Annotated in this window: 19 protein-coding genes; 6 read left to right on the forward strand and 13 right to left on the reverse strand. The window is 44.4% G+C overall.

Annotated elements, in window-relative coordinates; translation table 11 throughout:
- Nucleotides 1–123: 123 nt before the first annotated feature.
- The 8 genes from ACYX4N_RS13880 to seqA all read right to left on the reverse strand — a co-directional run bounded on the left by ACYX4N_RS13880 (nt 124) and on the right by seqA (nt 11,601).
- Nucleotides 124–2,532 carry an alpha/beta hydrolase family protein gene (locus ACYX4N_RS13880; RefSeq protein WP_476054448.1) on the reverse strand — a complete coding sequence of 803 codons (2,409 nt, stop codon included), beginning with the start codon at nt 2,530–2,532 and terminating at the stop codon, nt 124–126.
- Between the two features lie 138 nt (nt 2,533–2,670).
- Nucleotides 2,671–2,997: a heavy metal-binding domain-containing protein gene (locus ACYX4N_RS13885; protein ID WP_025254804.1), complete on the reverse strand. Its 327-nt coding sequence runs from the start codon at nt 2,995–2,997 to the stop codon at nt 2,671–2,673.
- Nucleotides 2,998–3,051: 54 nt separating this feature from the next.
- A complete protein-coding gene (locus tag ACYX4N_RS13890; RefSeq protein WP_476054449.1) occupies nt 3,052–3,462 on the reverse strand; it encodes an HIT domain-containing protein in 411 nt (136 codons plus the stop codon).
- The gene (gene astE, locus ACYX4N_RS13895; protein ID WP_476054450.1) at nt 3,455–4,486 is read right to left on the reverse strand and encodes a succinylglutamate desuccinylase; all 1,032 of its coding nucleotides are present in this window, start codon (nt 4,484–4,486) and stop codon (nt 3,455–3,457) included. Before astE ends, ACYX4N_RS13890 begins: the two co-directional genes overlap by 8 nt.
- Before the next feature lie 289 nt (nt 4,487–4,775).
- Entirely contained in the window at nt 4,776–6,080 is a 1,305-nt protein-coding gene (locus ACYX4N_RS13900) for a putative bifunctional diguanylate cyclase/phosphodiesterase (protein ID WP_476054451.1), read from the reverse strand.
- A gap of 316 nt (nt 6,081–6,396) precedes the next feature.
- Entirely contained in the window at nt 6,397–8,874 is a 2,478-nt protein-coding gene (locus ACYX4N_RS13905) for a glycogen/starch/alpha-glucan phosphorylase (RefSeq protein WP_476054452.1), read from the reverse strand.
- 218 nt (nt 8,875–9,092) lie between these two features.
- Nucleotides 9,093–10,745 carry a phosphoglucomutase (alpha-D-glucose-1,6-bisphosphate-dependent) gene (pgm, locus tag ACYX4N_RS13910; RefSeq protein ID WP_476054453.1) on the reverse strand — a complete coding sequence of 551 codons (1,653 nt, stop codon included), beginning with the start codon at nt 10,743–10,745 and terminating at the stop codon, nt 9,093–9,095.
- A 46-nt stretch (nt 10,746–10,791) separates the two neighbouring features.
- Nucleotides 10,792–11,601, reverse strand: a complete 810-nt coding sequence (gene seqA, locus ACYX4N_RS13915; protein ID WP_474855768.1) for a replication initiation negative regulator SeqA — start codon at nt 11,599–11,601, stop codon at nt 10,792–10,794.
- A 233-nt stretch (nt 11,602–11,834) separates the two neighbouring features.
- Between seqA and ACYX4N_RS13920 the strand changes: the two genes are divergently transcribed.
- The 6 genes from ACYX4N_RS13920 (at nt 11,835) to cynS (ending at nt 19,866) form a co-directional block, all read left to right on the forward strand.
- Entirely contained in the window at nt 11,835–12,782 is a 948-nt protein-coding gene (locus tag ACYX4N_RS13920; protein WP_476054454.1) for an AAA family ATPase, read from the forward strand.
- A 27-nt stretch (nt 12,783–12,809) separates the two neighbouring features.
- Nucleotides 12,810–13,994: a DUF58 domain-containing protein gene (locus ACYX4N_RS13925; RefSeq protein WP_476054455.1), complete on the forward strand. Its 1,185-nt coding sequence runs from the start codon at nt 12,810–12,812 to the stop codon at nt 13,992–13,994.
- Entirely contained in the window at nt 13,991–16,057 is a 2,067-nt protein-coding gene (locus ACYX4N_RS13930; RefSeq protein ID WP_476054456.1) for a transglutaminase TgpA family protein, read from the forward strand. The genes ACYX4N_RS13925 and ACYX4N_RS13930 overlap by 4 nt, the downstream gene beginning before the upstream one ends.
- Before the next feature lie 494 nt (nt 16,058–16,551).
- Nucleotides 16,552–17,400, forward strand: a complete 849-nt coding sequence (locus ACYX4N_RS13935) for a formate/nitrite transporter family protein (protein WP_179982984.1) — start codon at nt 16,552–16,554, stop codon at nt 17,398–17,400.
- Nucleotides 17,401–17,521: 121 nt separating this feature from the next.
- A complete protein-coding gene (locus tag ACYX4N_RS13940) occupies nt 17,522–19,399 on the forward strand; it encodes a bifunctional protein-serine/threonine kinase/phosphatase (RefSeq protein ID WP_476054457.1) in 1,878 nt (625 codons plus the stop codon).
- A 17-nt stretch (nt 19,400–19,416) separates the two neighbouring features.
- Nucleotides 19,417–19,866, forward strand: a complete 450-nt coding sequence (cynS, locus tag ACYX4N_RS13945) for a cyanase (RefSeq protein ID WP_476054458.1) — start codon at nt 19,417–19,419, stop codon at nt 19,864–19,866.
- 115 nt (nt 19,867–19,981) lie between these two features.
- On the opposite strand, the gene fusA is transcribed toward cynS, so the two are convergent.
- The 5 genes from fusA to ACYX4N_RS13970 all read right to left on the reverse strand — a co-directional run bounded on the left by fusA (nt 19,982) and on the right by ACYX4N_RS13970 (nt 25,520).
- Nucleotides 19,982–22,069 carry an elongation factor G gene (gene fusA / locus ACYX4N_RS13950; protein ID WP_474807604.1) on the reverse strand — a complete coding sequence of 696 codons (2,088 nt, stop codon included), beginning with the start codon at nt 22,067–22,069 and terminating at the stop codon, nt 19,982–19,984.
- 183 nt (nt 22,070–22,252) lie between these two features.
- Nucleotides 22,253–23,350 carry a 23S rRNA (cytidine(2498)-2'-O)-methyltransferase RlmM gene (gene rlmM / locus ACYX4N_RS13955; protein ID WP_476054459.1) on the reverse strand — a complete coding sequence of 366 codons (1,098 nt, stop codon included), beginning with the start codon at nt 23,348–23,350 and terminating at the stop codon, nt 22,253–22,255.
- Nucleotides 23,343–23,855, reverse strand: a complete 513-nt coding sequence (locus tag ACYX4N_RS13960) for a DUF423 domain-containing protein (RefSeq protein ID WP_476054460.1) — start codon at nt 23,853–23,855, stop codon at nt 23,343–23,345. Before ACYX4N_RS13960 ends, rlmM begins: the two co-directional genes overlap by 8 nt.
- 41 nt (nt 23,856–23,896) lie before the next feature.
- The gene (locus ACYX4N_RS13965) at nt 23,897–24,547 is read right to left on the reverse strand and encodes an alpha/beta family hydrolase (RefSeq protein WP_476056451.1); all 651 of its coding nucleotides are present in this window, start codon (nt 24,545–24,547) and stop codon (nt 23,897–23,899) included.
- Nucleotides 24,548–24,617: 70 nt separating this feature from the next.
- Nucleotides 24,618–25,520, reverse strand: coding sequence for a transcriptional regulator GcvA (locus ACYX4N_RS13970; protein WP_474807609.1), 903 nt, complete (start codon nt 25,518–25,520; stop codon nt 24,618–24,620).
- Nucleotides 25,521–25,566: the final 46 nt, after the last annotated feature.

Raw genomic sequence — 25,566 nt, forward strand, 5'->3', positions numbered from 1 at the left:
TCAATTGGTAGTGAAACTGCCAAGATAGAAATGAGTTTTATAGCAAAAGAAAAAGGTGGTCACTTAATAGGTGACCACCTTTTTTTTAGTTACGCTATGAATTAATAGATAATGTTACCGTGACTATTTAGCGCCTTTGTTTTTCACATACTTTTCAAGCCACTGGTCTTGCTCCCAAAGGGTGTGTAACACACTTTCTTTCGCTCGGTATCCATGGCTTTCTTTTGGCAGCATAACTAATCGCGTCACTGCGCCTAAGCCTTTCAAAGCGTTAAAATAACGCTCACTTTGCATAGGATACGTACCCGAATTATTGTCTGCTTCACCATGTATTAATAAAAGTGGCGTCTTCATTTTCTCAGCGTGCATAAATGGCGACATAGTGTAATACACGTCTGGCGCATCCCAGTAGTGGCGCTCTTCCGACTGAAAACCAAATGGGGTCAGTGTACGATTGTAGGCACCAGAACGGGCAATACCGGCAGCAAATAAGTCCGAATGGGACAACAGGTTTGCTACCATGAAGGCACCATAGCTATGCCCGCCTACCGCGACGCGCTCGGGGTCAATAAGTCCTTTTTTATCTAGCGCATCAATCGCTGCCTTTGCATTGGCAACTAGCTGGGGTCTAAAGGTGTCGTTAGGCTCTTCGTCCCCTTCCCCAACAATAGGGAAAGATGCATCGTCTAGCACAACATAGCCTTTAGTTACCCAGTAAATTGGCGAACCGTACCATGGATAGATAAAACGATTAGGGTTTTGGGTGTTTTGACCTGCGCTAGATTTATCCTTAAATTCTTCTGGGTAAGCCCATAGGATCATCGGGTAGCGTCTGCCTTCCTCGTAATCAGTTGGCAAATATAAGGTACCTGTTAAATCTAAACCGTCGTTGCGCTTATACGTAATAACCTCTTTCTTAACGTTTTGAATGCTTTCGAAAGGATTTTCAAAGTGGGTTAACTGAGTCAGCTTGTTATCTTTTAAGCTACGGAAATAGTAGTTCGGATAATCTCGCTTAGACTCAATTCTTACCAACAAGCGGTCATTTTTCATATTGAAATCGCGCAAGTCTTCAAATTTATTAGTGTACTCACTTGAATACACCCGCGATGTTTCAAGGGTGTTAAGATTTAATTTATCTAAGAACGGGAATTGCCCTTCAGGCGTAAAACCATCTCCAAGCAAAAACGCATTCTCGCCATCTAGCGCAAGCACATCTTTGAAGTATTCGTTTTTGCGGGTAACAAAACTGCCTGGGTCACTGTATTTATCTTGATAGCTTCGGTTTGAAATAATCTTCGCAGGTTTACTTTGATCAGGGCTAAACAGATAAGTTTTTAGGTTGCGGGTATTCCACCAATAATCCATGGCTACTGCAGTACTGTCGTCGCTCCAAATAAAGCGATAAAACCTGTCCTCTGTTTTAAGGATTTGCTCAGCTTCGCCACTAAATGGCGCTTTAAGTTGCATTAGCTTGTCACGGTGCGTCACCTCTGTCTCAGGGTCTCCCCCGTCAAGCGCTTCAGCGTATACAATTGTATTTGGTTTATCGTTGCGCCACTGTACATCGCGAGGCCCAGTACGAACAGCCATGAAACCTTGTGGTAAGTCTTCAATAAGGGGAACGTCGACAAGTGTTTTAGCCAGCGTTCCATTTTTATTATACAAGCTGATAGTGTGGGGAAAACGGCGGTAGGTCACTAAATAAGAAAACGGCGTGTTGTACTCCTGCACCATCATATAGTCGCCGGCCGGAGAAACGCTAATATCGCCATACATTCCTGACGCTAACCACGGCGAAGGCTTCCCTTTTAATGGCACTTTATAAACTTCAGAACGGGCTAATTGCTCAAAATTGAACTCGTCGTTCTTGTTTTTCAGCAAGTCTTGATATGTGCGGTTTTGTGCTTTTTTACCGTCGCTCACTGAGATCGTTGGGCCAGTCGGCACTGCTACACTGGTGTCGATTAAATCTTTTCTATCCGTGGGTACTACTTTTACCAAAAGTGAAAGGCTATCTGCATTCCAATTTAAGGTATCCCCCATGTTCGCATTTATAGGTTTATCAAACAGCTTTCTCGCTGCAGCCGCTTTGATATCAAGCACCCATAGCTCAACACCTTTACTTGTGGTGTGAGTGAACGCCATATAGCGCTGATTCGGTGACCAAGAAAAGTTAGTTAGACGCGGAGTTTCTGGCATGCCTTCGACCGTAACGCTGTCCTTGCTGCCGACTCGCTGAACCTCTAATTTATTATAGTAAGTGACGCGACTTCCAATGTTGGTGGCAGGGTCAATTCTCAGGCCTGCTAAGCGAAGCTCTTCTTTAGATAAGTCTTCTATCGACTTATAGTTATCGCGAAACAACAGCACCATATTCTTCTGTGCATCATCTACGAGAGTCGCTGGTGCAAGCGTAACATCCACTAAATCTAGAATTTCTTTAGACGGTTTTTGATACTGAAGACCATCCTGCGCAAATAGCTGACAGGAGCATGCGGCAAATAGGACAAACATCCATTTTCTTAGCATTCCATTTCCTTAATTAGGTTTATTTTGAGGGTAAAAAACAAAAAAAGCGAGACATTGCCACCGTAGATAAACAACGGGCTCAAGTCTCGCTTCAATTGATTGATAAGCGCATACGTTAAAATATACACTTTTCTGTATTTATACTGGCGTCGTTTTTACTGCAGTACCGCTAATGCTCACCATTAGCATGCTGCCTTTGTCACCAATGACTTGATAGTCTAGGTCTATACCAACCACCGCATTCGCGCCCATACTTCTTGCTTCATGTTCTAGTTCGGTAAACGCGAGTTTTCGCGCAGTGGTAAGCTCTTCTTCATAAGACCCCGAACGCCCGCCCACGATATCGCGAATAGACGCGAAGAGATCTTTGAACACATTTGCGCCCATTACGGCCTCGCCCACGACAATACCGTAATAGGCTTCAATTTTGTGACCTTCCAAGGTTGGGGTAGTTGAAACAATCATGCGTAACTCCTTTTAATGTGAACTGTTAATTTACCGCTATTTAGGCATACCCGCCTAACCGTTGTCTTTAAACCATTGCTTGATGGTCTCAACAAGTGCTTGCGCTTCACTGGTGTCATAGGCCACTGTAGGCTGATTACCCCATACAGGTTTTGGCCAAGCACAGTCGTTTTCAAAACGCGCGACGTGGTGCACATGAAGCTGTCTTACCACGTTACCTAATGCGGCTACATTTAGTTTTAACGGTGAAAATATGGCCTGCATCGCTTTTGAAGCCCGCGCAGATTCTCTTAGCAAGACCACCTGCTCATCTTCTGATAAGTCGATAATTTCCGCGATATCATTTTTCATCGGCACCAGTATCAGCCACGGAAATTGACTGTCGTTCATTAACAGTACACGACACAGCGAAAGATCACAGACAAAAAATGTATCATTGTGTAAACGGCTATCGAGTTTAAACATCTAGTTTATCCAGCGTGGTAGGCACTACGGTTAATAAGGCACGTTGCCCAATGGCAACCTTTGCATTAGGAAATACAATGGCTTCACCGTCTTGCTCAGCTACGTATTCTTTGTTTGGTTCAGACGCCAATACGGTGCCTTTAGGGTAGTCAGTGAAGTTTGGGGTATCGTCGTCGAAATGAAGTGTAAACGCTTCGTCTTGGCGGTTTATTACTTGGTTCACGCGGTAGATATCAAGGTCGTCCATATTTACCGAAGGAGCAAAGTCTTGTTCAGTTATAAGCTGCGTAAGTGCGGTTTTAGCATCCGCAAATCGGCTCATATCGTTCTGCCCAAACGGGCGTACTTTTCCAAGTTCAACGGTAAACGCATGAGCGTTATATTGATAAGAAGAGAAATAGCTAAACGTGGTGGTTGAACTCTCAGAAAGTAGAATGGTTTTTACCCCACACGCCGCAAGGAACGCTAGTTGCCCTTTGCTATGAACTCTGTCGTGAAGATAAGGATATACCGCAAACTTTTCATTTTTCGAAGCGCGAATTGCCGTATGTAGGTCGTAGTGATAACGGGTGCCTTCAGCTGCTTCAAAGAAAGACGCCACCGCCTCTTCTAGCTGCTTAGCACGCACACGTTCAGCGTTCACTAAACCCTCGCCAGTTGAGTGCGCCCCGCTAAACAAGCGGTTCATGTTCTCTTCGACAAAGCGCTCAGCAATATCCATGGCCGGTAAATTACCGAATAAGAACAGTACATCGTGCGCTAACGTCATTGCCCCTGTAAGGATGCCTTTAACTAATTCATCACAAATTTCGATAGGTGCAGTTTCATTACCGTGAACACCACAGGACAAAACAATGCGTTTACTTGGCGTAGAGGTAGGCTGTACGGAAAAACTAATGATGCCAGGCGCAGTGATACTAACGTCAGTGCCGTTGGCTAGCGTAAATTGATGAGCGCGTTCGAATAGCTCGGGTTGACGGCGAGAAAGTGTTAAAAATTGGCCGTTTTCGATAAGTTCTTGCATAAGTGTGAGCTTTGTTGACTTTGTCTAATCTCGAATAACTTAAGTGTACCGAGACAGTCTATCAAAATCACCTTATCTCAAGGTTTTATTGCGCTAGGCTGTAACTAATAAATAACGCTTTTCTGCACTAGTCGCGATATTCTTCTACAAGACTACGCAGTTTCTTTAGTACTAAGGGGGTAGCAATACTTAACCTAATTAGGCGCCCCAAAATAAAGAACTAGAAACAAAGATGCAATAAAGTACAAAGCTACTGAGGTTAATTACGATTGGCTAGCGGTTGTAGTGGCTAGGCTTGGGCCCTTCTTGGCGAACTACCGACAATGATTTCTTGCTGAATAAGTTGCACGAATTCATTAAAAGGTATAGCACGCGAGAATAAATACCCCTGACCTTGAGAGACCCCGACCTCTCGAAGAATGTGAAGCTGCTCTACGGTTTCAATGCCCTCAGCAACCACACAACAATTCTTAGCTTGGCCTATTACTTTCGCCGCCTCAATAATCGCCCTATTAACCGGATGTGCTTCTAATTCCATCACGAAAGATTTATCTATTTTCAGGGCATCGATATCTAGGTCGCGAATATAAGCAAGGTTGGAATATCCCTTGCCGAAGTCGTCTACTGATATAGCCACACCCAGACTTCTTAGCTCATCTAGCTGTCTTTTCACCATTAGTGAATTAGATAGCGCAACGTCTTCGGTGAGTTCTAATTCAATGAGAGATAGCGGCAAACCATAGGTATCACTTAACATTTTCAGTGTAGGTATTAACTGATTGTCATAAAGCTGAGTAGGTGAAATGTTTACCGACAGAACAATCGGCATCCGTAGTACATCCAGTTCAGCGAGTGCTCTAAATGCTTGCTCCAATGTCCAGTAACCCAGCTCATTCATCATATTGTATGACTCTGCAGCCTCAATCAAGGGCCCCGGAAACAAAACGCCATCAAGAGGATGATTCCAACGCAATAGACACTCTGCTCCTACTACCTCAAGGGTATTTAGGTCTACCTTGGGTTGATAGTAAAGCTCAAGTTCATTCTGGGACAGTGCGCGTTTTAGGTCAGCTTTTAGCGCTAAACTTCTGCCAGTATCAGATTTATCTGACTTGGTCAGTGCGAAGTAGTTTTCGTACTTATTCTCTTTGGCCTGCTTTAATGCTGATTCTGCCCGAGATACAAACGCGGTAATATCAAACTTGTCGTTTTCGCCGCATACCACGCCTACATTAAAGTCAGCGATAAATGCCGTACCTTCATAATGCATGGGCGTTTTAAAATGCTCGACAAGACGTTCGAACATTTGTCGCATCACCGCTTCCCTATTTTCGTTGGGAAAAACGATTCCAAATACATCGCCGCTAATTCGGCCAATAAGCACTTGCTGACCAAAAAGGCGTTGAATACGGTTGGCAATTTCTAGCAAGAAGCGGTCGCCGACGTGAATGCCTAGACTCGTTGTTACATCGGAGAAACGCACAACATCAACTAGCATCAAAGATACAGACGTGCTTTGAGAAGCTTGTTTTAAAACGCTATCGATAAACGCATAGCGATTGGGAATGGTTGCCAGTGATGTGTGTTGGCTCATGATGTTTTCCTTGAGCTTTACGCTTCTAGGTACTAAAAACAACTAGTTATATAAGACCATGCCGATACAAATGGCGCAACGACACTTGCGTATTAATTTGCATACCTTCTTATACTTTTGTACAACAAAAGTATAATTCTGGTCCTCGTCTACCCCATAGCTAATTAGCTATCGTTATTAAAATAACACGCGAACCTTTAAAACAAGGCAGTGCCGTAAAACGAAACACTGCTATAACAATATAGACGTTTTTTAAGAGGTATAAAAAAACCCGGCAAGTTTACCACTGCCGGGTTCTTTCTATACGCTTCTGCGATTAGCTTTCAATCTTACACGGTGAAAGTTTCCAAACGCGCTCTACGTAATCACGAATTGAACGATCTGAAGTAAACTTACCCATCTTCGCTGTGTTGATAATCGCCATTTCCGCCCAGCGCTCTTTGTCGCGATACGCAGCATCAACGGCTAGTTGTGCGTCAGAATAGGCGCGGAAATCCGCGAGTACCATGTAGGGGTCGCCGTTATCTAGCAAGCTTTGCTTAATAGATACCAGAGCACCTGGTTTACCCGGAGTGAAGTAATCGGTTTCTAACCAATCCAGCACAGCTTTAATTTCAGGGTCTTTGTAGTAGTAGTCGTGCGGGTTGTAGCCGCTAGCTTTAAGCTCGTTAACTTCTTCTACCGTAAGGCCAAAGATAAAGATGTTGTCGTCGCCTACTTCTTCAGCAATTTCAACGTTTGCTCCGTCAAGGGTACCGATAGTCACCGCGCCGTTTAGCGCAAGCTTCATATTACCCGTACCCGAAGCCTCTTTACCTGCCGTACTGATTTGTTCAGACACGTCTGCTGCAGGGATCATTTTCTCTGCTAGCGACACGCGATAGTTTGGTAAGAATGCCACTTTAATCTTGTTATTAACGCGCGGGTCGTTATTGATCTTGTCAGCAACTTTATTAATCGCGTAAATAATGTCTTTTGCTAGCTTGTAGCCCGGTGCCGCTTTTGCACCGAATACAAAGACACGTGGGTGCATATCGTAATCAGGATTCTCAAGAATACGACGGTACAAGGCCATAATATTTAATAGTGCTAAATGTTGACGCTTATATTCGTGCAAACGCTTAATTTGCACGTCAAAAATAGCATTAACGTCTACTTCTATATCCAGTGACTTGCGGATCTCTTCTGCTAACAACTCTTTGTTCTCAAGCTTCACTTTCATGAATTGCTTCTGGAACGTTTTGTTGCTTGCGAATTTTGCTAAGCCCTGCAGCTTATCTAAGTCGCGCGGCCAGTCATCACCAATTTTCTTATCAATAAGTTTAGACAGTCCTGGGTTACACGCTTTCAACCAGCGACGCGGCGTAATACCGTTGGTCACGTTAGTAAGCTTACCCGGATACAGTTCATCGAACTCTGGGAAAAGCGATGACTTAACAAGACGAGAGTGCATTTCTGCCACGCCGTTAACCGCAAACGAGCCAATGACCGAAAGGTGACCCATCCGCACCATCTTCTCGTTACCTTCCTCAATGATCGAAAGCTTAGCTTTCATGGCATTGTCGCCTGGCCACTTCTTATCAACCTCTGCCATAAAGCGGTGGTTGATTTCGTAAATGATTTCCAAGTGGCGAGGAAGAATTTTCTCAATCATGCGTGCAGGCCATTTTTCAAGCGCTTCTGGCAGCAACGTATGATTGGTATAGGCGAATACTTTCGTACAGATACCCCAAGCTTCGTCCCAACCTAACTCTGCGCGATCCACAAGAATACGCATTAGCTCTGGTATTGAAATAGCTGGGTGAGTGTCGTTTAGCTGAATAACAACCTGGTCTGCGAAACGGCTCCAATCGTCACCGTGGGCGCGCTTGTAACGACGAATAATGTCTTTAAGCGAGCACGAGCAGAAGAAGTATTGCTGAATAAGACGTAGCTCTTTACCCGCTTCGGTTTCATCGTTTGGATAAAGTACTTTTGAAATGGTTTCAGCTGATACATTTTCACGCTGTGCATCAACGTAGCCACCCGCATTGAATACGTCCCAGTTGAAGTAATCAGACGCTTCTGACTGCCACAAACGCAGTACGTTTACGGTTTTACCTTCATAGCCTACAACAGGAATATCCCATGGAACACCTTTTACAATGGAACCAGGATGCCACTCTTTAAGCACGCGACCATTTTCGCCGTACTTTGTTTCTACGTAACCATAAAGCGAGACTTCTTGTATAGACTCTGGACGGCAAATTTCCCACGGGTTGCCGTAATCACGCCAGCTATCTGGGCGCTCGATTTGCGCACCGCTTTTAATTTCCTGACGGAACAGACCGTGTTCGTAGTGAATACCATACCCAATAGCAGGTAATTCCATGGTAGCTAGGGAGTCAATAAAACACGCTGCTAGTCGGCCAAGGCCGCCGTTACCAAGCGCCATGTCAGGCTCTTCTTCAAGAATATCTGAAATCTCAACGCCTAGCTCTTTCAGTGCGCCGCCAGCAACGTCAAACAAGCCAAAGTTTTGCAGGTTGTTTGAAAGTAAACGACCCATAAGGAATTCGGCCGAGAAGTAATGAACGGCGCGCGTGTCGTTCAAATAGTGACTCTTTTGCGTCTTGCGCAATCCTTCAAGCACTTGCTCTTGGATTGCCGCACAGGTTGCTTTCCACCAAGCGTGGTTGTTTGCTTTATTTTCGTCGGTGCCTAGCGTGCAGTGCAAGTGTTTGATAACCGCTGCTTTGAATGCAGCCTTATCGATCACTGGAGAGGGTTGCGTCTTGGTCGCTTTTGCGTTCATTTTGCGTCTCACTCTTAAGTAGAAGCGGTGTTTACACACCAAAAACGTAATTTAATTACAGAATAACTTCAGAATATGACAGCAATATAGCAGCGCTTAAACGATTATGTTGTAATTATTTTGTTAAAATAACAAAAAACCGCATGAATTCGTATGCATTCATGCGGTTTTTAACATTTTAGTTACATAAGAAACTTTGAAACGGTTTATTTTTGTACTTACTTTATAATTTTGCCAACTAAAGCTTCGGCTTCGGCAATTAGCTCCTGTAAGTGACTTTCACCGTTAAAGCTCTCTGCATAGATTTTGTAGATCTGTTCAGTACCAGAAGGACGTGCTGCAAACCAGCCATTTTCCGTCGATACTTTAACGCCACCAATAGCCGCGTTATTACCCGGAGCGTGAGTTTGCACAGAAGTGATAGACTCTCCTGCTAACGTATCGCTAGTAACTACCGATGCATCCATTGCTGAAAGTTTCTGCTTTTGCTCAAGTGTTGCTGCTACGTCTACACGGCTGTACACCGGTGCTGCAAATTTTTCCGTTAGCGCTTTGTAGTGCTCACCCGGATCTTTGCCTGTAACGGCAAGAATTTCTGCTGCTAACAAACAAAGAATAAAGCCATCTTTATCTGTCGCCCATGTGCTTCCATTACGCTCAAGGAAAATACCACCCGCACTTTCTTCACCCGCAAAACCAATAGTGCTGTTAGATAAACCGTCTACAAACCATTTGAAGCCAACAGGCATTTCAGCCAGCAGCTTACCTAGACTATTCGCTACGCGGTCAATCATGCTGCTGGATACGAGTGTCTTACCGATATTCAAATCATTAGGCCAGTCCGGACGGTGGGTATAAAGGTAATTAATCGCCACAGCCAAATAATGGTTAGGGTTCATCAGCCCTGCGCTTTTGCACACAATACCATGACGGTCAAAATCTGGGTCGTTGCCCCATGCTAAATCGAAGTTGTCTTTTAGCTCAATCAACCCTGCCATGGCGTAAGCAGATGAACAATCCATGCGAAGCTTGCCGTCTTTGTCACGACGCATAAAACCAAACTGAGGGTCGACAGCATCATTAACCACTGTAATGTTTAACCCGTATTTTTCTGAAATACGCGACCAATACCCTACCCCGGCGCCTCCCAGAGGGTCAGTGCCTAGTTTTAAGTTCGCTTTTGCAATCGCTTCCATGTCGATGACTTTGGCTAAGTCCTCGATGTAAGGCTCCATAAAGTCTTCTTCACGGACCAGTTTGCGATCGGTAGCTTGGCGAATATCAATACGCTGAACATCTTTGTTGCCATCAGCAATTAACGTATTTGCGCGATCTTGAATTTGCTTAGTTACATCGCTATCGGCAGGGCCACCGTGTGGGGGATTGTATTTAAAGCCGCCGTCTGAAGGAGGGTTATGAGAGGGCGTAATAACAATTCCGTCCGCCTTGTCTTTATTACCAGCACGATTATAACGAATGATAGTGCGGGAAATAACAGGCGTTGGCGTATAGCCCATGCTTTCGTTATCTGAACGTTGCACTACAACATCTACGCCGTTAGCACATAAAACTTCTATGGCGGTGATCATGGCCGGTTCAGATAACGCGTGGGTATCTTTACCAACGTACAACGGGCCGTCGATACCTTCCTGCTTGCGGTATTCTACCAAAGCTTGGCAAATTGCACTGATGTGAGTGTCAGTAAAAGTAGCGTTCGACGCCGTGCCACGGTGGCCAGAAGTACCAAAAGACACTGACTGTCCCGGGTCATTCATATCCGGTTTGTAGCTGTAATACTGGCTCACTAACTGGGGTACGTTAATGAGTTGCTCCTTTGCTGCATGCTCTCCAGCCTGCGGATGTAATGCCATGAAAAAAGTCCTTATTTAGAAGTTTCGTTGTTTGTTACTTGGCTTGCTATTTACCTTCTGAAGAGAAACGCGCAACAACGGTTTCAATTACATCTGGTTGATAACCTAGGTTACGCAAAACTTGTTCCAGCATGTTTGTTTTCTTGGCAGTGTTGTTATTTGTCACCACCCAGAAAGGGCTATCTGGTATAGCTTTCGGATTAGTGCTGCTGCCGTTTTCAAGTAACGCTTCCTTACTTGTCGCAAAGTAAGTACGGTTTTTCCCCTTGATACTTTCAACACTCGCAAAATTTTCTGCATTAAGCTTGTGCGCTGCACTCAAAACAAACAAGAACTGATCAACCCGTTTAGTAAAGGTGCTTAATGCATCTTTTGAAACGGCATCCAAAATATCTCGTTTGGTGTGGGCTTCGTTTGAAAGCGGTGTTTCAGTAGGTGCCGATGGCTTTTTCGCCGCTCTGGTGCCTGCGGATGTTTTCGCTGCAGCAGTTTTTGCCGGCGTGGCCTTTGCTGGCGCTTTCTTTGCCGCAGTTCTACCTACCGAGGCTTTATTCGCCGTTGACTTTACCGAAGCGTTAGACGCTTTTGTAGCAGTTTTAGCTAATGGCGCTTTAGGCTCCACTTCTACTTCTGCCGCCGTGCTTGGCTTACTTGTCGACTCTGTAACGTCTGCACTTTTTGTTTCGCTTGTTTTTGCAGGCGTCGATGATGCTGCACTAGGCTCTGTGCCCTGCGATACAGCTCCGTCTTCAGGTAAAAGTAAACGTCTTAAAATTTGCGATGCACTCTCACCAATATGCTTAGTCTGGCTGGCGATGAAGGCATATAAATCGTCATCTATTTCAATGCTTTTCATAACTACTTCCTTTTTAAGAGGCACCATTATAGACAACACAGTTAAACTACGCAGCACTTAATAGCAGATGTTTTGAGGAATCGTGAATATTAAACGTTGAACAGACCTATTGCATACCAACGTATAAATTTACAGAGGTATTAGAATAGAAAGCGATACCCTATCGTTGCTACTATGATTAAAACTATCATTTATAGAATGACAGAGTATTTTTAAATAAAAGTGACAAAACTATGCGCCAAGATATTATTCGTATTCAGCAAGCTCTTAGTCAAAAGATTATTGGCAAAGAGCATCAGCTGAAACTCGCCATTACGTGTTTACTGGCCAACGGTCACTTGTTAATTGAAGACTTACCAGGGATGGGTAAAACCACCCTATCACATGCCCTCTCTCAAGTTTTTGGTCTTCACTATGCGCGTATTCAATTTACGTCAGACTTGCTTCCATCAGACATGTTGGGCGTAAACATTTTTCACAGTCACGAGCAAGACGAAGATAAACGTTTTACATTTAGACACGGCCCTATTTTTAGCCAAGTGGTATTGGCCGACGAGTTAAATAGGGCAAGCCCTAAAACTCAAAGTGCCCTATTAGAGGCAATGGAAGAGCGCCAAGTGAGTATTGATGGTGTGACCCACGCACTTCCCTCGCCTTTTTTTGTGATTGCTACACAAAACCCTAGCTATCAATCTGGCACTTACCCTTTACCTGAGTCGCAGCTAGACCGCTTCTTTATGCGTATCTCTTTGGGCTATCCTGCTTGGGAAGCCGAAAAAGCTATGCTTATGCAGCAAGACGCTTCATCGCCTCTTAGCCAAATTCTAACTGAAGCAAACTTACACCAGATGCAAAGTGAAGTGTCTGCTGTTCATACGAGCGATGCCATTCTTCACTATATTTTGCGACTGGTAAGTGAAAGCAGAGAGAGCGGCGACTACCCTAACCCGCTTTCACCGAGAGCAAGCCGAGCAATACTTCAAGGTGCTAAGGCATGGGCATATGTGTGTGGTAGAGATTATGTGACGCCCGACGATGTTCAGGCTGTATTTGTGGCAATTACCGCACACCGATTAAGTTTACCTTCCCACCAAGCTCCTCAGGGGCAACATAATAAAACTTTTGATGGAGAAAAACTGAGCCAAAAATTACTTAATAGTATCGACCCATTAGCAGCGTAGTATTTATGGATTGTTGGAGTATTACACGTGCGTAAAGTGCCTGCCTCCTTGTCAAACTACTTCAAACATCGACTACTGAAGTGGCTAGATAAGCGTGTTCCGGCTTCCCCCGAACATCACCTAAACTTGAACAGTATTTTTATACTCCCAAGTGGGTTTGGCTGGTCGTTTATTATTTTGTCACTGTGCTTGTTTTTACTCGGGACCAACTATCAAAACAACTTGATGTTACTGCTTAGCTATTTGTGCTTAAGCATTATGCTGCTCACGTTATTTTACACTCATCAAAACTTTGCCCGTTTAGCACTTAAAGCGCTTCCGCCCGACTCATTTCACTGCAACCTAGACGGTGAAATACACCTTCAGATCATCCCTCATAAGAACACACCAACGAGAGCCTGCAATGGCGTACTGTCTGTAAAATGGCTGAATGTAGTACGCACAGCAGATACGCACACTCGAAAGACAGCTGATGGCGACACATCAGCATTTTTAGAGCGAAGCTTTAGCTTTGCGTTAAATAAACATCCAGGTTCAAACAAAGATCAACGACAAAGCCTCAGGGTACCTTTGCAAATACCGAAGCGGGGACCGTTTACTTTGGGGCGAATGACCATCGCCTGCGACTTTCCTCTTGGGCTTTATAAATGCTGGACTCACCTTGATTTTGACCAGCAAGTTGTTGTGTATGCTAAGCCTGAAGAAGGCCCTATCACTATCGATAAGATTGCAAATACAAATGAATCAGAAAGTGTCAGTGAATTGAGCGACCCAAGCAGTAGTGAAGACTTTTACGCTTTGAAGGATTATGAAGTTGGACAGCCACTTAACCGGGTATCGTGGAAGCATGTAGCTAAAAATGGAAATTGGGTTTCTAAATCTTTTACTTCTCTGCAAAGCGACAGCTATATATTTTCGATACCGTCGAATACAGATTTAGAAGCTGCTGTTTCAGCACTTACTTATGCCATTCTTTCTTGGACAAATGCGGGCTCTTGGGCGAGTGCGGAACGCGGGTTCGGTGTACAGTTCAAAGGGCTAAATATTGCGCCTGACCATGGAGCTGAGCACATACATGAATGCCTTAGCGCACTTGCTTGTTTAGCACCTGCAAGTAACACAAACCATAATACTTCGTCGTTCAGCTCAACCATAAACAGGCCCGTTTCTTTAGCTTCCAAGCAAAAGAAGAAGATAAGGCCTTTAAGATGAACATCCTTACTTCTAGCCAGTTTTCACAATTAGCAGTTTTAAAAAACGTATTTAGCCAACCCCAGCCTGTGGCTGTTCTTCTACTTTGCGCAGCCTTTTCCCTAATACTCTCTACGCTTACCTCACCTTTAATGATTTGGGTATTGATGCTTAGCGGGTGTGCTGTGGTGGTGAGAATCGCAGGCCTTAGCACACTGCATAGCTTACCTACTTCACGTACGGTGAATTTGCTTGCTGTACTTGCCGTATTTGCTTTGTCTTGGTTCGGGTTCTCAGTAGGCCTTCTTGATAGCATGATCAATTTGTTGACTATTGCGTGCGCCTTAAAAATCATGCTCGTTAAGAATAAGCGAGACTTTCATCTACTAATATGTACCTGCTTATTCTTAATCGGCTGCGGGTTTATTTCGTCACTGAGTGTATTTGCATGGATAGGCTATACAGCTATATTAACATTATTGCTCGTCGCAACGGCCACTTATCACGGTGCTGGTGTTTCTATAGCGAAAAGCTTTAAATTCGTGAGTGTACTTGTTTTTCAAGCTTTTCCCATTGCGCTACTTTTATTTTTGCTGTTGCCTCAGCTTCCACCCCTTTGGCAAATGCCCACATCAAAATCCACAGAAACCGGGCTTTCTGATACAGTTACGCCTGGTGATATAGCATCACTTGCTAGCTCATCTGAACTCGCTTTTAGTGCAACCTTCAATAGTGAAGAGGAGGTCCCCGATGCGCCTTTTAGATACTGGCGTGCAATGACACTTGAGCATTTTGATGGAAAAACCTGGTCTATCAGTGATAAACGTAAACAGGCCGAGCAACAGTTAGCTTCCATGGGAAGGTCAACGCCTCTATCGAATCTAGCAGTAAAAGAGTTATCCCTTGTAACTGACTATGAATTAATTGTAGAACCGACTCAACAAAGGTGGCTATTCGCGCTAGAACCTTCATCGCCTAATAACCTTAAGAACAGTATTACTGTCAGCACGCTATTTGATTATACCTTGCGTGCCGATACGCCCATATCCAGCAAAAAAGCCTTTTATTTACGCTACTTTCCAAACGCACCAGTCATAAACGGAATAGGAAACTTTGAAGCGCAACTAAATTTGCAAGTTTCAACAAATGGCAACCCCGAAGCCAGGGCTTGGGGACAAACGCTAGCTAATCAATACAGCAATGCGCAAGAGCTCGTCAATGCAGTAATGCGTGAATTCAATCAAGGGGGCTTCCGCTATACTCTTTCCCCAAACGCTATGCCCGTGGACCCTGTAGACAGCTTTTTGTTTGAGCAACGGGCCGGCTTTTGTGCTCACTATGCTGGCGCTATGGTGTACGTGCTTCGCGCAGCTGGCGTGCCTGCTAGAATGGTAACCGGCTACCAAGGTGGCAGCGCACTGAGTGATAACGTCCTTCAAGTAAGGCAATACGATGCCCACGCCTGGGTAGAAGCATTAGTAGACGGAAAGTGGATACGTTTCGACCCCACCAGCATGGTCGCGCCGTCTCGATTATCTTTTGGGCTTGAACACGCATTAGAAGAATTAGGAGAGTCACGGGAAACAACCATACTAAATGAATTTGGCAATTCTGCATTTTTTACAACCTTGCAAAGCTGGTTTCAGCAACTTGACTATTCGTGGAGCAAGTGGGTGCTGGGCTTTGATAATGCAGCCCAGACCAATATGCTCGAGGAGCTATTAGGCGCGCTGACTCCGCAAAAAATGCGTGCAGTATTTTTATCGACGCTTGGGCTAATTGGGCTCATATTAGCGCTATACTTTTTACCTAAAAAACAAAAGGAACATTTGTCGCCTTCGTATCGCATATTGCTAAAAGCGATAACGCTTGTTGAAACAAAAACAGGGGTACATAGAGATAATAAAACTTTATCTGCCTATATTAATGAAACCAGCGCTTTTTTATCCCCGAATGCAGCTAGGGCCTTTAAACAACTGTGTGAGCTATTTGAACATGAGCATTATGCAAAGAGGGATCAAGGTTCTGATAGACATGTAACCATGAAGCTTCAATTAAAAACATTCAAACAGTCACTCAAATAAAGAACCTAGCTAAAAGCGTGAGTGTGCTTGTGAAATAGATAGCGACATTGCACCTTAAACATTCACGAACCCACCTTTTTAGTGCAAATGGCTGATATTTTCACCGAGGCCACTTTTTACCCTGCCTGAAAAACAGCATTAACATCTTGTTTTATATTATTTTTTCAAAACCATTGCTAATTTTTCATCTATTGGCACTTTTTTGGCTACTCTTTTGTTGTTTTAAAACCATAGATAGTAAAAAGTTCGAAGCGATGGCTGCAATGTATTATTGCTTAAGAACTATAGTGTACAAAGGCGTGCACATATAAAGCGTTTTAAAAAATTTCATCTGATAGCTACTACAATGCACATTTTTTGGACAAAGGCGTCCCCAGTTCTCTCTAACGAGAGTGCTGCGGACGCCTTTTTTTGATCTGCAAGAGCGCATGTAGATGGCTAACTTTCGGATGGCAACTGGCAACTTATTAATAACGACAACGTGAGGTGAAACCATGGCTTATCTTCTCCCCGCTGAGTTTGCGACCAAAATGGTAGATGCAGGCGAAGCAAAGATTTATATGTCTACACGAGATACTCTAATACGCGCTTATATGGCAGGTGCAATTTTGGCACTCGCTGCCGTTTTTGCAATTACCATAGCCGTTCAAACTGGCATTTTCCTGCTAGGGGCCGTGCTGTTCCCAGTTGGCTTTTGTATGCTTTACCTGATGGGTTTCGATCTTTTAACCGGCGTGTTTGTATTAACGCCGCTAGCATGGCTTGCTCAGCGCCCAGGGGTTACGCCAAAACAGATATTACGAAACTGGGGCTTAGTCTTTTTAGGTAACTTCGGCGGCGCATTAACGGTTGCCTTTATGATGTCGTTTATTTTTACCATGGGATACAACGTAGATGGCGGCGCGATTGCTACCAAGGTTGCCAGTATTGGCGAAGCCCGTACGTTAGGCTATGCAGAGCATGGCGCAGCCGGCTGGTTCACCATTTTCATCCGCGGCATGCTATGCAACTGGATGGTGTCATTAGGCGTTGTAGGTGCGATGATATCAACCCACGTAAGCGGTAAGGTGTTGGCTATGTGGATGCCCATCATGCTCTTCTTTTTCATGGGTTTTGAACACTCTGTCGTAAATATGTTCCTTTTCCCATTTGGCCTTATCATGGGCGGTGATTTCTCTGTAATGGATTACTTCATTTGGAATGAAATTCCAACAGCACTAGGAAACTTGGTAGGCGGTTTAGCTTTTACTGGTCTAACGCTTTATACCACCCACGTGAAGACATTGCCAAAGCGTACAATCCCTGTTGATAAAGCAGCGGCATCTCAAACGCTACCTATCTAATTAGGCTATTTAGCCAAACCGCCATCACGACATGAATCTTTGTATTAAGTCGTGATGGCAACATTCTTTCCTATTTAAAAGTAAGTCGATAGTACAATGTACAGGTAACAAGCCATTGAATATGAATCAGCAAGCAGCGCTACAAACATCGAACTACTCGCTACCTTGCACACTTTCAGTAAGTGCTTTTTCAACCCCTGGCGTGAAAGAGATAAACCAGGATGCTTACACCTACCATGTATCTTCTGATGAGCTAAATCAAAGTAGTATTTTTGTGGTTGCTGACGGTGTCAGCAGTAGTACGGTAAGCCAGATTGCTAGCGATTTTGCTACCCGTCAGTTTATTAAGCTGTTTAGCATAGCGCCTGAACAATGGTCGGTTAAAACCCGCGCCGAAACTATTATCAAAGAAATTAATGCACTGCTTTATACCCGAACGCAGAAAAGCGCTTTTTGCTACACCCCAGAAAAAGGCTATGTGTGCACGTTCTCAGTAGCAATCGTAACCGGCAATCACCTAGACGTATTTCACGTTGGAGATAGCCAAATTCAGGTCGTTACAAGCGACGCTAAAGACCCTATATTGCTAACTCGCCCTCATCGACAAGCATCAGATAGTGAACCTTCACAAACTTACCTTGCTAATGCGTTGGGCGTGAAAGCAAACATCGATATTGACCATACGTCATTAACGTTAACCTCACCAAGTACCATTGCGATTAGTACCGACGGCGTTTATGAATTCGTCGCGCTGCCGGGCATACTCAACAAAATAAATAATGCCAATACGCTATCTGAAAACCAAGCTGCTTTAGTTGTACACGAGGCGTTTAACAATGGAAGCGATGATAACCTCACCCTTCTGCTTATAAAAGTCGAGTTCGGTGATGTTAATGGTAGTGGTGATATTGATGGTGAACAAAGCCTGATCTCGGCTGTTGCAGATATAGATAGCAACTGTCACGACGTATCTAATGCTGCCGGTTATAGCAGGGGTAATTTAGCATTAAAGGCTACCGGCGAGTTAGCGTTTGCCGAACTTAAAACCGGTGATGAAATAGATGGCTTTAAACTAGAGCGACAGCTTTATACCTCTGCGCGAAGCCATGTGTATATCGCCACGCGACGCACTTCACCGGTTGCAAACCCGAATGATAATGTGGTTTTAAAAACACCAGCCACCGACTTTTCTCAATCACCTGAAATGCTAAACGGTTTTCTAATAGAGAATTGGTTTTTAAGGCGGGTTGATTCACCCCATATTGTAAAAAGCCCCACTTTTATGAACTTGGGTTATCAAAACACGCCCACAGCCTTTTATAGCGTGAGTAGCTATGTGCAAGGGCAGACCTTGGCACAATGGTCTATTGATAACCCTACGCCTACGTTAGAGCAAATTAGAAACATCATTGAGCAGGTCGGTAAAGGGTTACAGGCAATGCATCGCCAGGGCATTCTTCATAGGGATATACGCCCCGACAATATTATCATCAGCGAACAGGGCCACTGTACCCTTATTGACCTTGGTTCAGCAGCATTAAAAGATGCACCAAGTCTTTATAGCGATTCACCTATTCCTGGTGCAGCGCTCTTTGCAGCACCAGAATACTTTTTAGGAAATGTAGGCAGCGATCGCTCCGATTTATTTTCCTTAGCCGTACTCACTTACTACCTTTTATGTGGTCGTTATCCCTACCATGCCAAGCTTGCCCACTGTCGCACTTTTGCTGAACAAAAAAAGCTGAAGTATGAGACCGCGCTAGATCCTAAACGTCCAATACCTTCTTGGGTTGATAGTGCGCTCAAACGTGCTTTAAACATAAACCCTGACAAACGCTACTCTTCGCTTTCAGAGTTTATTCACTCAATGCGCTACCCAAATCCTTCTGAGCACACAACTTATCAGCCCTTAGTAAAGCGCCACCCGCTTTTTGTCTACAAAGCATTAATACTGGCCCTTATTGTTTGCAACCTAGTAACGCTCATTTTGTTTAATTAACCGTAGAGGAAATACTAATGATTACATCAAGAACACAAGTTACCGACATGATTCAATCAGCTAAGATTTTAAAAGGCATAAAATGGAGCCAAATTGCTGAGGTTGTAGGTCAGTCTAAAGAGTGGAGTACAGCTGCATGCTTAGGCCAGATGGCCATGACAAAGCAACAAGCAGAAGCGGTAGGCGAATTACTTGAACTTACCGACGAAGCCATTGCTTGGCTTCAAATCGTACCTTATAAAGGCTCATTAGCCACAGAAGTGCCTACCGACCCGCTTATTTATCGCTGGTACGAATTAGTGAGTGTTTACGGTACAACGCTAAAAGAGCTCATTCATGAAGAGTTTGGCGACGGTATTATGAGTGCCATTGATTTTTCAATGGATTTACAGCGTGAGAACGATCCTAAAGGCGACCGCGTTAGCGTAGTGATGTCTGGGAAATTTTTGCCGTACAAAATGTACTAAAGCCATGTACTAAAGCGCAGTGCTATAGGCATAAAAAAGCCGGTCGAATGACCGGCTTTTTTGTATTTTTTTGAAGCGTTAGCTAACACAAGTTAGCTAACGTCGCAAAGGCTAATTACTTAGCGTCTTTACGTGCTTTCGCTTCTTCAATTACTTTGTCAGCTACGTTCTGAGGACATGCTGAGTAGTGGCTGAATTCCATAGAGAACTGACCACGACCAGATGTAATAGTACGTAGGTGACCGATGTAACCAAACATCTCAGATAGAGGTACGTCAGCCTTGATGCGAACGCCAGTAGCGCCAGCTTCTTGGTCTTTGATCATACCACGACGACGGTTAAGGTCACCGATTACGTCACCAACGTTGTCTTCTGGGCTGAATACGTCAACTTTCATCACAGGCTCAAGAATCTGAGGACCTGCTTTTGGCATTGACTGACGGAATGCACCTTTCGCTGCAATTTCGAACGCGATTGCTGATGAGTCAACTGCGTGGAAACCACCGTCGTATAGCTCAACTTCAACGTCTAGTACTGGGTAACCAGCTAGAGGACCTACTTCCATCATACCTGCGAAACCTTTTTCGATTGCAGGGAAGAATTCTTTAGGTACGTTACCGCCCACAACAGTAGATGTGAACTTGAAGCCAGAGTTAGTTTCGCCTGGCTTGATGCGGTAATCAATCTTACCGAACTGACCAGAACCACCAGACTGCTTCTTGTGCGTGTAGCTGTCTTCAACAGGTAGCGTGATAGTTTCACGGTATGCAACCTGTGGCTGACCAACTTCTAGCTCAACGCCGTAAGTACGCTTCAAGATGTCTACTTTGATGTCTAGGTGAAGCTCACCCATACCTTTAAGGATGGTTTCGCCTGAATCTTCGTCAGTTTCAACTTGGAAAGATGGATCTTCTGCTACTAGCTTACCGATAGCGATAGACATCTTTTCGTTAGCGCCTTTGTCTTTTGGCTTAACAGCAATCGAGATTACTGGCTCAGGGAAGATCATTGGCTCTAGTGTACAAGCATTCTTAGGATCACAAAGTGTGTGGCCAGTTTGAACGTTCTTCATACCAACAACAGCTAGGATGTCACCGGCTTGTGCAGAAGTAAGTTCAGTACGCTCATCAGCGTGCATCTCAACCATACGGCCGATACGCTCAGTTTTACCTGTAGCACTGTTTAGGACAGTGTCACCCTTGTTAAGTACACCAGAGTAAATACGGATAAACGTAAGCGCACCGAAGCGGTCGTCCATAATTTTGAACGCAAGCGCACGGAACGGCTCGTCAACAGATACTGTTGCTACTTCACCAGTAGGTTCACCAGTCTCTTCGTCTGTAAGAGGCTGCGGGTCTACTTCTGTTGGAGAAGGTAGGAAATCGATAACTGCGTCAAGAACTAGCTGAATACCTTTGTTCTTAAATGCAGAACCACAGTAAGTTGGGAAGAACGCTAGGTCACGAGTACCCTTACGGATACAACGCTTGATGTCTTCTAGAGACGGCTCTTCGCCATCCATGTAAGCCATCATTAGGTCGTCGTCTTGCTCAACAGCAGTTTCGATTAGTTGCTCACGGTATTCGTTAGCTTTCTCAACCATATCTTCTGGGATATCTACTACTTCGTAGTTCTCAGGTAGGCCTGAGTCGTCCCAGATGTACGCTTTCATGTCTAGAAGGTTTACAACACCTGTAAACTCGTCTTCGATACCGATTGGAAGTGTCATTACTAGTGGGTTAGCAGCAAGTACTTTCTTAACTTGGCCAACAACACGGTAGAAGTCTGCACCCATACGGTCTAGCTTGTTAACGAAAATACAGCGTGCAACGCCAGATTCGTTAGCATAACGCCAGTTAGTTTCTGACTGAGGCTCAACACCGCCAGAACCACAGAATACACCGATACCGCCGTCTAGTACTTTAAGTGAACGATATACTTCAACTGTAAAGTCAACGTGTCCCGGAGTATCGATGATGTTCATGCGATGATCTTTCCAGAAACAGGTTGTTGCCGCTGACTGGATGGTAATACCACGCTCAGCTTCCTGCTCCATGAAGTCAGTTGTTGATTCACCATCGTGAACCTCACCAGTTTTATGGATTTTACCAGTAAGCTTCAAGATACGTTCTGTTGTGGTAGTTTTACCCGCGTCTACGTGGGCGAAAATACCAATGTTTCTGTATAAAGATAAGTCTGACATTAGTTCACTTTCATTGGTTCAGAGTAAAAAAACGGCTGGATTATAAAGGATTTCTATACCAGATTTACACCTTTTTTAGCATAAACCTCAAATTCGCTTGTCAAAATCCGCGCCAGCATCAATTCTTTTCTATAAGTATCAACAACTTAATGTGTTATGACACTTTTTTGAAAAATAACAAAATCACACCTCATCAGCTGAAGTGCGAACAATTGTTACTGTAACTTCATCTCTGTCGTGGTAGAGATGCCTAACCTTAACCGCGAATGCATCATCTAAGGCATTTAAACGGCTATTTAGCAACGCCATGGCTTCGACTACAGTTTCATAGCGTTGTTTCATAGGTAGCTTTAAGTTAAAAATGGCGTGGGTCGCCCAGTGCTTGACCAGCCAATCCCCCATCAATTTCGCTACTCTATCGGGTTGTTCTATCATATCACAGACAAGCAGATCGACGCGACCAAATTGTGGTCGATAAGTAAAGCCGTCTGCTGCGTGATGTTCGACCAACCCGGTACTCATCAAACTATCGGCTACAAGTCCATTATCGATAGCTTCCACATACATGCCACGCTTGACCAATTGATAGGTCCAACCACCAGGGCACGCCCCTAAGTCAACCGCACGACCACCGCTTCGAAGTACTTTCGTTTGCTGAGTGTCACTCAGCATGTTTACAAGTGCATCTTCGAGTTTAAGCGTAGACCGGCTAGGCGCATCACTTGGAAATTTCAATCGGCAGATACCGAGATGATCACGACTTGCGTGGCTAGGTAATGTATAGCCAATATGACAAATTTCAAATGACTCAAAGAAAATATGCAGCTTAGGGTTACCTAAATTTTCTTTTGCAGTGAGCCACCCCGCCTTTCTTAGCGCTTGGCGAAGGGGTACGGTAAATTTACGACAAAACTTAGCGAGGGTTTTCCCATCCTCGGTATCTGGGTACTCCACGTCGATAGCACCAAATATAGAGAACGGCTTTTCTACTTCTTTTAGTGCTTCAAGTACCTGCCCCACTCTATCTTCTTTTTCCACTTCAGTTAACGTGGTAAAAACGGCCACTAGCTGGCGAGGAAAGATGCTGTCGTGAACAGCAAACTGGGTAATGGTTTGCTCTAATTGCGCAGCATCGTATAAATGGTAGTGCACAAAGCCACTATTCTTCTTAGACACCGGGTAACCGTAGCACTGCGCTTCACCATATTTCGACGTGAGTTCATTCGCCGTGTCATTTTCATACCCCGGTCGGCAATAGCCTAAAATACTAGCATTAGACATTACCTGCTCCTCTGTTTTTATCGTTTGTTTCGGCTTGCGCCATGTGTTTAGCATTTGTCCGGTCTAAATCAGATAAGTTTTGCTGTGCGCTTTCGTTCTCTTTAGACCGCCCTACAAGCAAACCAATCATTAATAAAGTCCACCCAGCGATAAAGAATAGGCCGCCTAATGGGGTAACTGGACCAAACCATTTAATACCGCTGATGGCAAGCGCGTATAAACTTCCGCTAAACAATACCGTACCGGTAACGAAACAAAACGCCGCACGATTAACCCACTTCGATGAAACATAAGCAGACAGAGCGGGCAATAGTATCAAAGCTAACGCGTGATACATTTGGTAGCGCACACCTATTTCAAATGTATTGAGTTGCTGTGCACTTAATATACTTTTTAAACCATGTGCGCCAAACGCGCCTAGCACAACCGCTAAGCCTGCAAGCAGCGCTCCAATAACAAGATAAGGTTTCGCAAGGCTAGTAAGCTTAAGTTTTTCGTTACTCATTAATTTAATCGTTCGCTTTCATTAAAATGTTGTTTTGAATATCACCTAGACAGATTGCGGGTTATAAACGCCGCAGTTAATTCAGCAGCTTTCACAATATGTTGTTGTTGGGTTTTACCGCTAGCCTTTCTTGGTTTGAAGCTGTGGTCTCCGTCTTCTAAAAATACGCACTCAATAGTTGATGGTAGCGCGTAGTTCTCTTGACCACTTTCAATCTCATTTCTAGTACCAAAAGTATCTCTTTCCCCCTGAATAATAAGCAGAGGTTTCGCTGCTGTTAGCAAGTGTTCTGTGCGGGTTTTCTCCGGCTTACCCGGTGGGTGAAATGGATAGCCCAGCGCTATCGCGCCTTTTACGTTGCTTATACCTTCATATACCATGGTGGCCATACGCCCGCCCATGGACTTCCCGCCGATGAACACAGGCAAGTTATGTAAGGCATTGTTATCTTTACTGCAGGTTTCAATTACCGCAGTAAAGTGTGACATGAGTTTGTCGGCCTTATCAGGAGGTCTGCGCTTACCCGTAGCCTTAATGGTTTGCATATAAGGGAAATTGAAGAGCACCGTAGATATGTTTTGAGCAACAAGTTGGTTTGCCATGTCTTGCATGAATTCATGCTCTTTACCGGCACCCGCGCCGTGCCCAAGTATTAAGCATGCAACAGGTGATTTGGCTGCGTGCACTTCCATATCGAAAACAACTTCGTTTGTATTCTTTTCTGTATCAGTTTGTGTGTTGCTTTCTTTTAATTTCGCCATACTACAACAAATCCTCTTGTTCAGCTTCAACTAGCGCTAAGATCCAGTCCCTAAACGCTGCAATCTTTCCTAATTCAGCTTGTGATTCTTCACACACTAAATAAAATGCGTCGCGACTTTCTACTCGTTCTTCAAACGGCATCACGAGTCGCCCTGCTTCAATTTCTGGCCTAGCTAATATTGTGTTACCCAACGCGATACCTTGACCAAGTGCCGCTGCCTGCAATACCAACATAGAATGGCTAAAAACCGGACCATGATTCACATTAACGCCAACAACACCTACATGCTTTAGCCAGTTTTTCCACGCAGTACGGCTTAAGTCGTGAAGCAACACGTGGTGTCGTAAGTCAGACAAGCTAGATAAAGGCTTAGGTCCTTGAAAAAGCATAGGTGAACATAGCGGCGTTAAAAACTCTCGGTGCAGCTGATCAGCCTGTAGCCCTGCCCAGCGGCCTTTACCGTAATATATGGCAACGTCCACATCGTCTTCTAAGAAACCTTCGTCGAAATCTACTGCTTTTATGCGTACGTCAATATCTGGGTGTGCCAAACTAAATTTATGAATACGGGGTACTAACCATTGGCTTGCAAAGCTCGGCGGCATAGCGACTGTGATGGCACCTTTACTGCCCTTTGCTAGCAATCTTTCTGTCGCGTCTTGCAAGTTTTTGAAAATATCTTTCAACTCTAGGAAATAGGCCTGCCCCTCCTCGGTGAGAAGCAAAGTTCTATTTCTTCTTAAAAACAGCTTCATAGATAAGAAATCTTCAAGCGCTTTTATCTGGTGACTAACGGCAGCTTGCGTAACAAACAGCTCATCGGCAGCCTTAGTAAAGCTCAAATGGCGCGCGGCCGCTTCAAATGATTTGAGGGCATTAAGAGGGGGTAACCGTCGGTGCATAGTTTGTTTTGAATCCAGTGTGACCGAAGCATGACATATCCATTAG

This window comes from Alteromonas sp. ABH4_452, from assembly GCF_056311825.1.

Excerpts from the sequence above, each read along its gene's own strand:
- ACYX4N_RS13880 (WP_476054448.1), bottom strand. The coding sequence starts at position 2,532 with ATGCTAAGAAAATGGATGTTTGTCCTATTTGCCGCATGCTCCTGTCAG.
- ACYX4N_RS13885 (WP_025254804.1), bottom strand. The coding sequence starts at position 2,997 with ATGATTGTTTCAACTACCCCAACCTTGGAAGGTCACAAAATTGAAGCC.
- ACYX4N_RS13890 (WP_476054449.1), bottom strand. The coding sequence starts at position 3,462 with ATGTTTAAACTCGATAGCCGTTTACACAATGATACATTTTTTGTCTGT.
- astE (WP_476054450.1), bottom strand. The coding sequence starts at position 4,486 with ATGCAAGAACTTATCGAAAACGGCCAATTTTTAACACTTTCTCGCCGT.
- ACYX4N_RS13900 (WP_476054451.1), bottom strand. The coding sequence starts at position 6,080 with ATGAGCCAACACACATCACTGGCAACCATTCCCAATCGCTATGCGTTT.
- ACYX4N_RS13905 (WP_476054452.1), bottom strand. The coding sequence starts at position 8,874 with ATGAACGCAAAAGCGACCAAGACGCAACCCTCTCCAGTGATCGATAAG.
- pgm (WP_476054453.1), bottom strand. The coding sequence starts at position 10,745 with ATGGCATTACATCCGCAGGCTGGAGAGCATGCAGCAAAGGAGCAACTC.
- seqA (WP_474855768.1), bottom strand. The coding sequence starts at position 11,601 with ATGAAAAGCATTGAAATAGATGACGATTTATATGCCTTCATCGCCAGC.
- ACYX4N_RS13920 (WP_476054454.1), top strand. The coding sequence starts at position 11,835 with ATGCGCCAAGATATTATTCGTATTCAGCAAGCTCTTAGTCAAAAGATT.
- ACYX4N_RS13930 (WP_476054456.1), top strand. The coding sequence starts at position 13,991 with ATGAACATCCTTACTTCTAGCCAGTTTTCACAATTAGCAGTTTTAAAA.
- ACYX4N_RS13935 (WP_179982984.1), top strand. The coding sequence starts at position 16,552 with ATGGCTTATCTTCTCCCCGCTGAGTTTGCGACCAAAATGGTAGATGCA.
- ACYX4N_RS13940 (WP_476054457.1), top strand. The coding sequence starts at position 17,522 with ATGAATCAGCAAGCAGCGCTACAAACATCGAACTACTCGCTACCTTGC.
- cynS (WP_476054458.1), top strand. The coding sequence starts at position 19,417 with ATGATTACATCAAGAACACAAGTTACCGACATGATTCAATCAGCTAAG.
- fusA (WP_474807604.1), bottom strand. The coding sequence starts at position 22,069 with ATGTCAGACTTATCTTTATACAGAAACATTGGTATTTTCGCCCACGTA.
- rlmM (WP_476054459.1), bottom strand. The coding sequence starts at position 23,350 with ATGTCTAATGCTAGTATTTTAGGCTATTGCCGACCGGGGTATGAAAAT.
- ACYX4N_RS13960 (WP_476054460.1), bottom strand. The coding sequence starts at position 23,855 with ATGAGTAACGAAAAACTTAAGCTTACTAGCCTTGCGAAACCTTATCTT.
- ACYX4N_RS13965 (WP_476056451.1), bottom strand. The coding sequence starts at position 24,547 with ATGGAAGTGCACGCAGCCAAATCACCTGTTGCATGCTTAATACTTGGG.
- ACYX4N_RS13970 (WP_474807609.1), bottom strand. The coding sequence starts at position 25,520 with ATGCACCGACGGTTACCCCCTCTTAATGCCCTCAAATCATTTGAAGCG.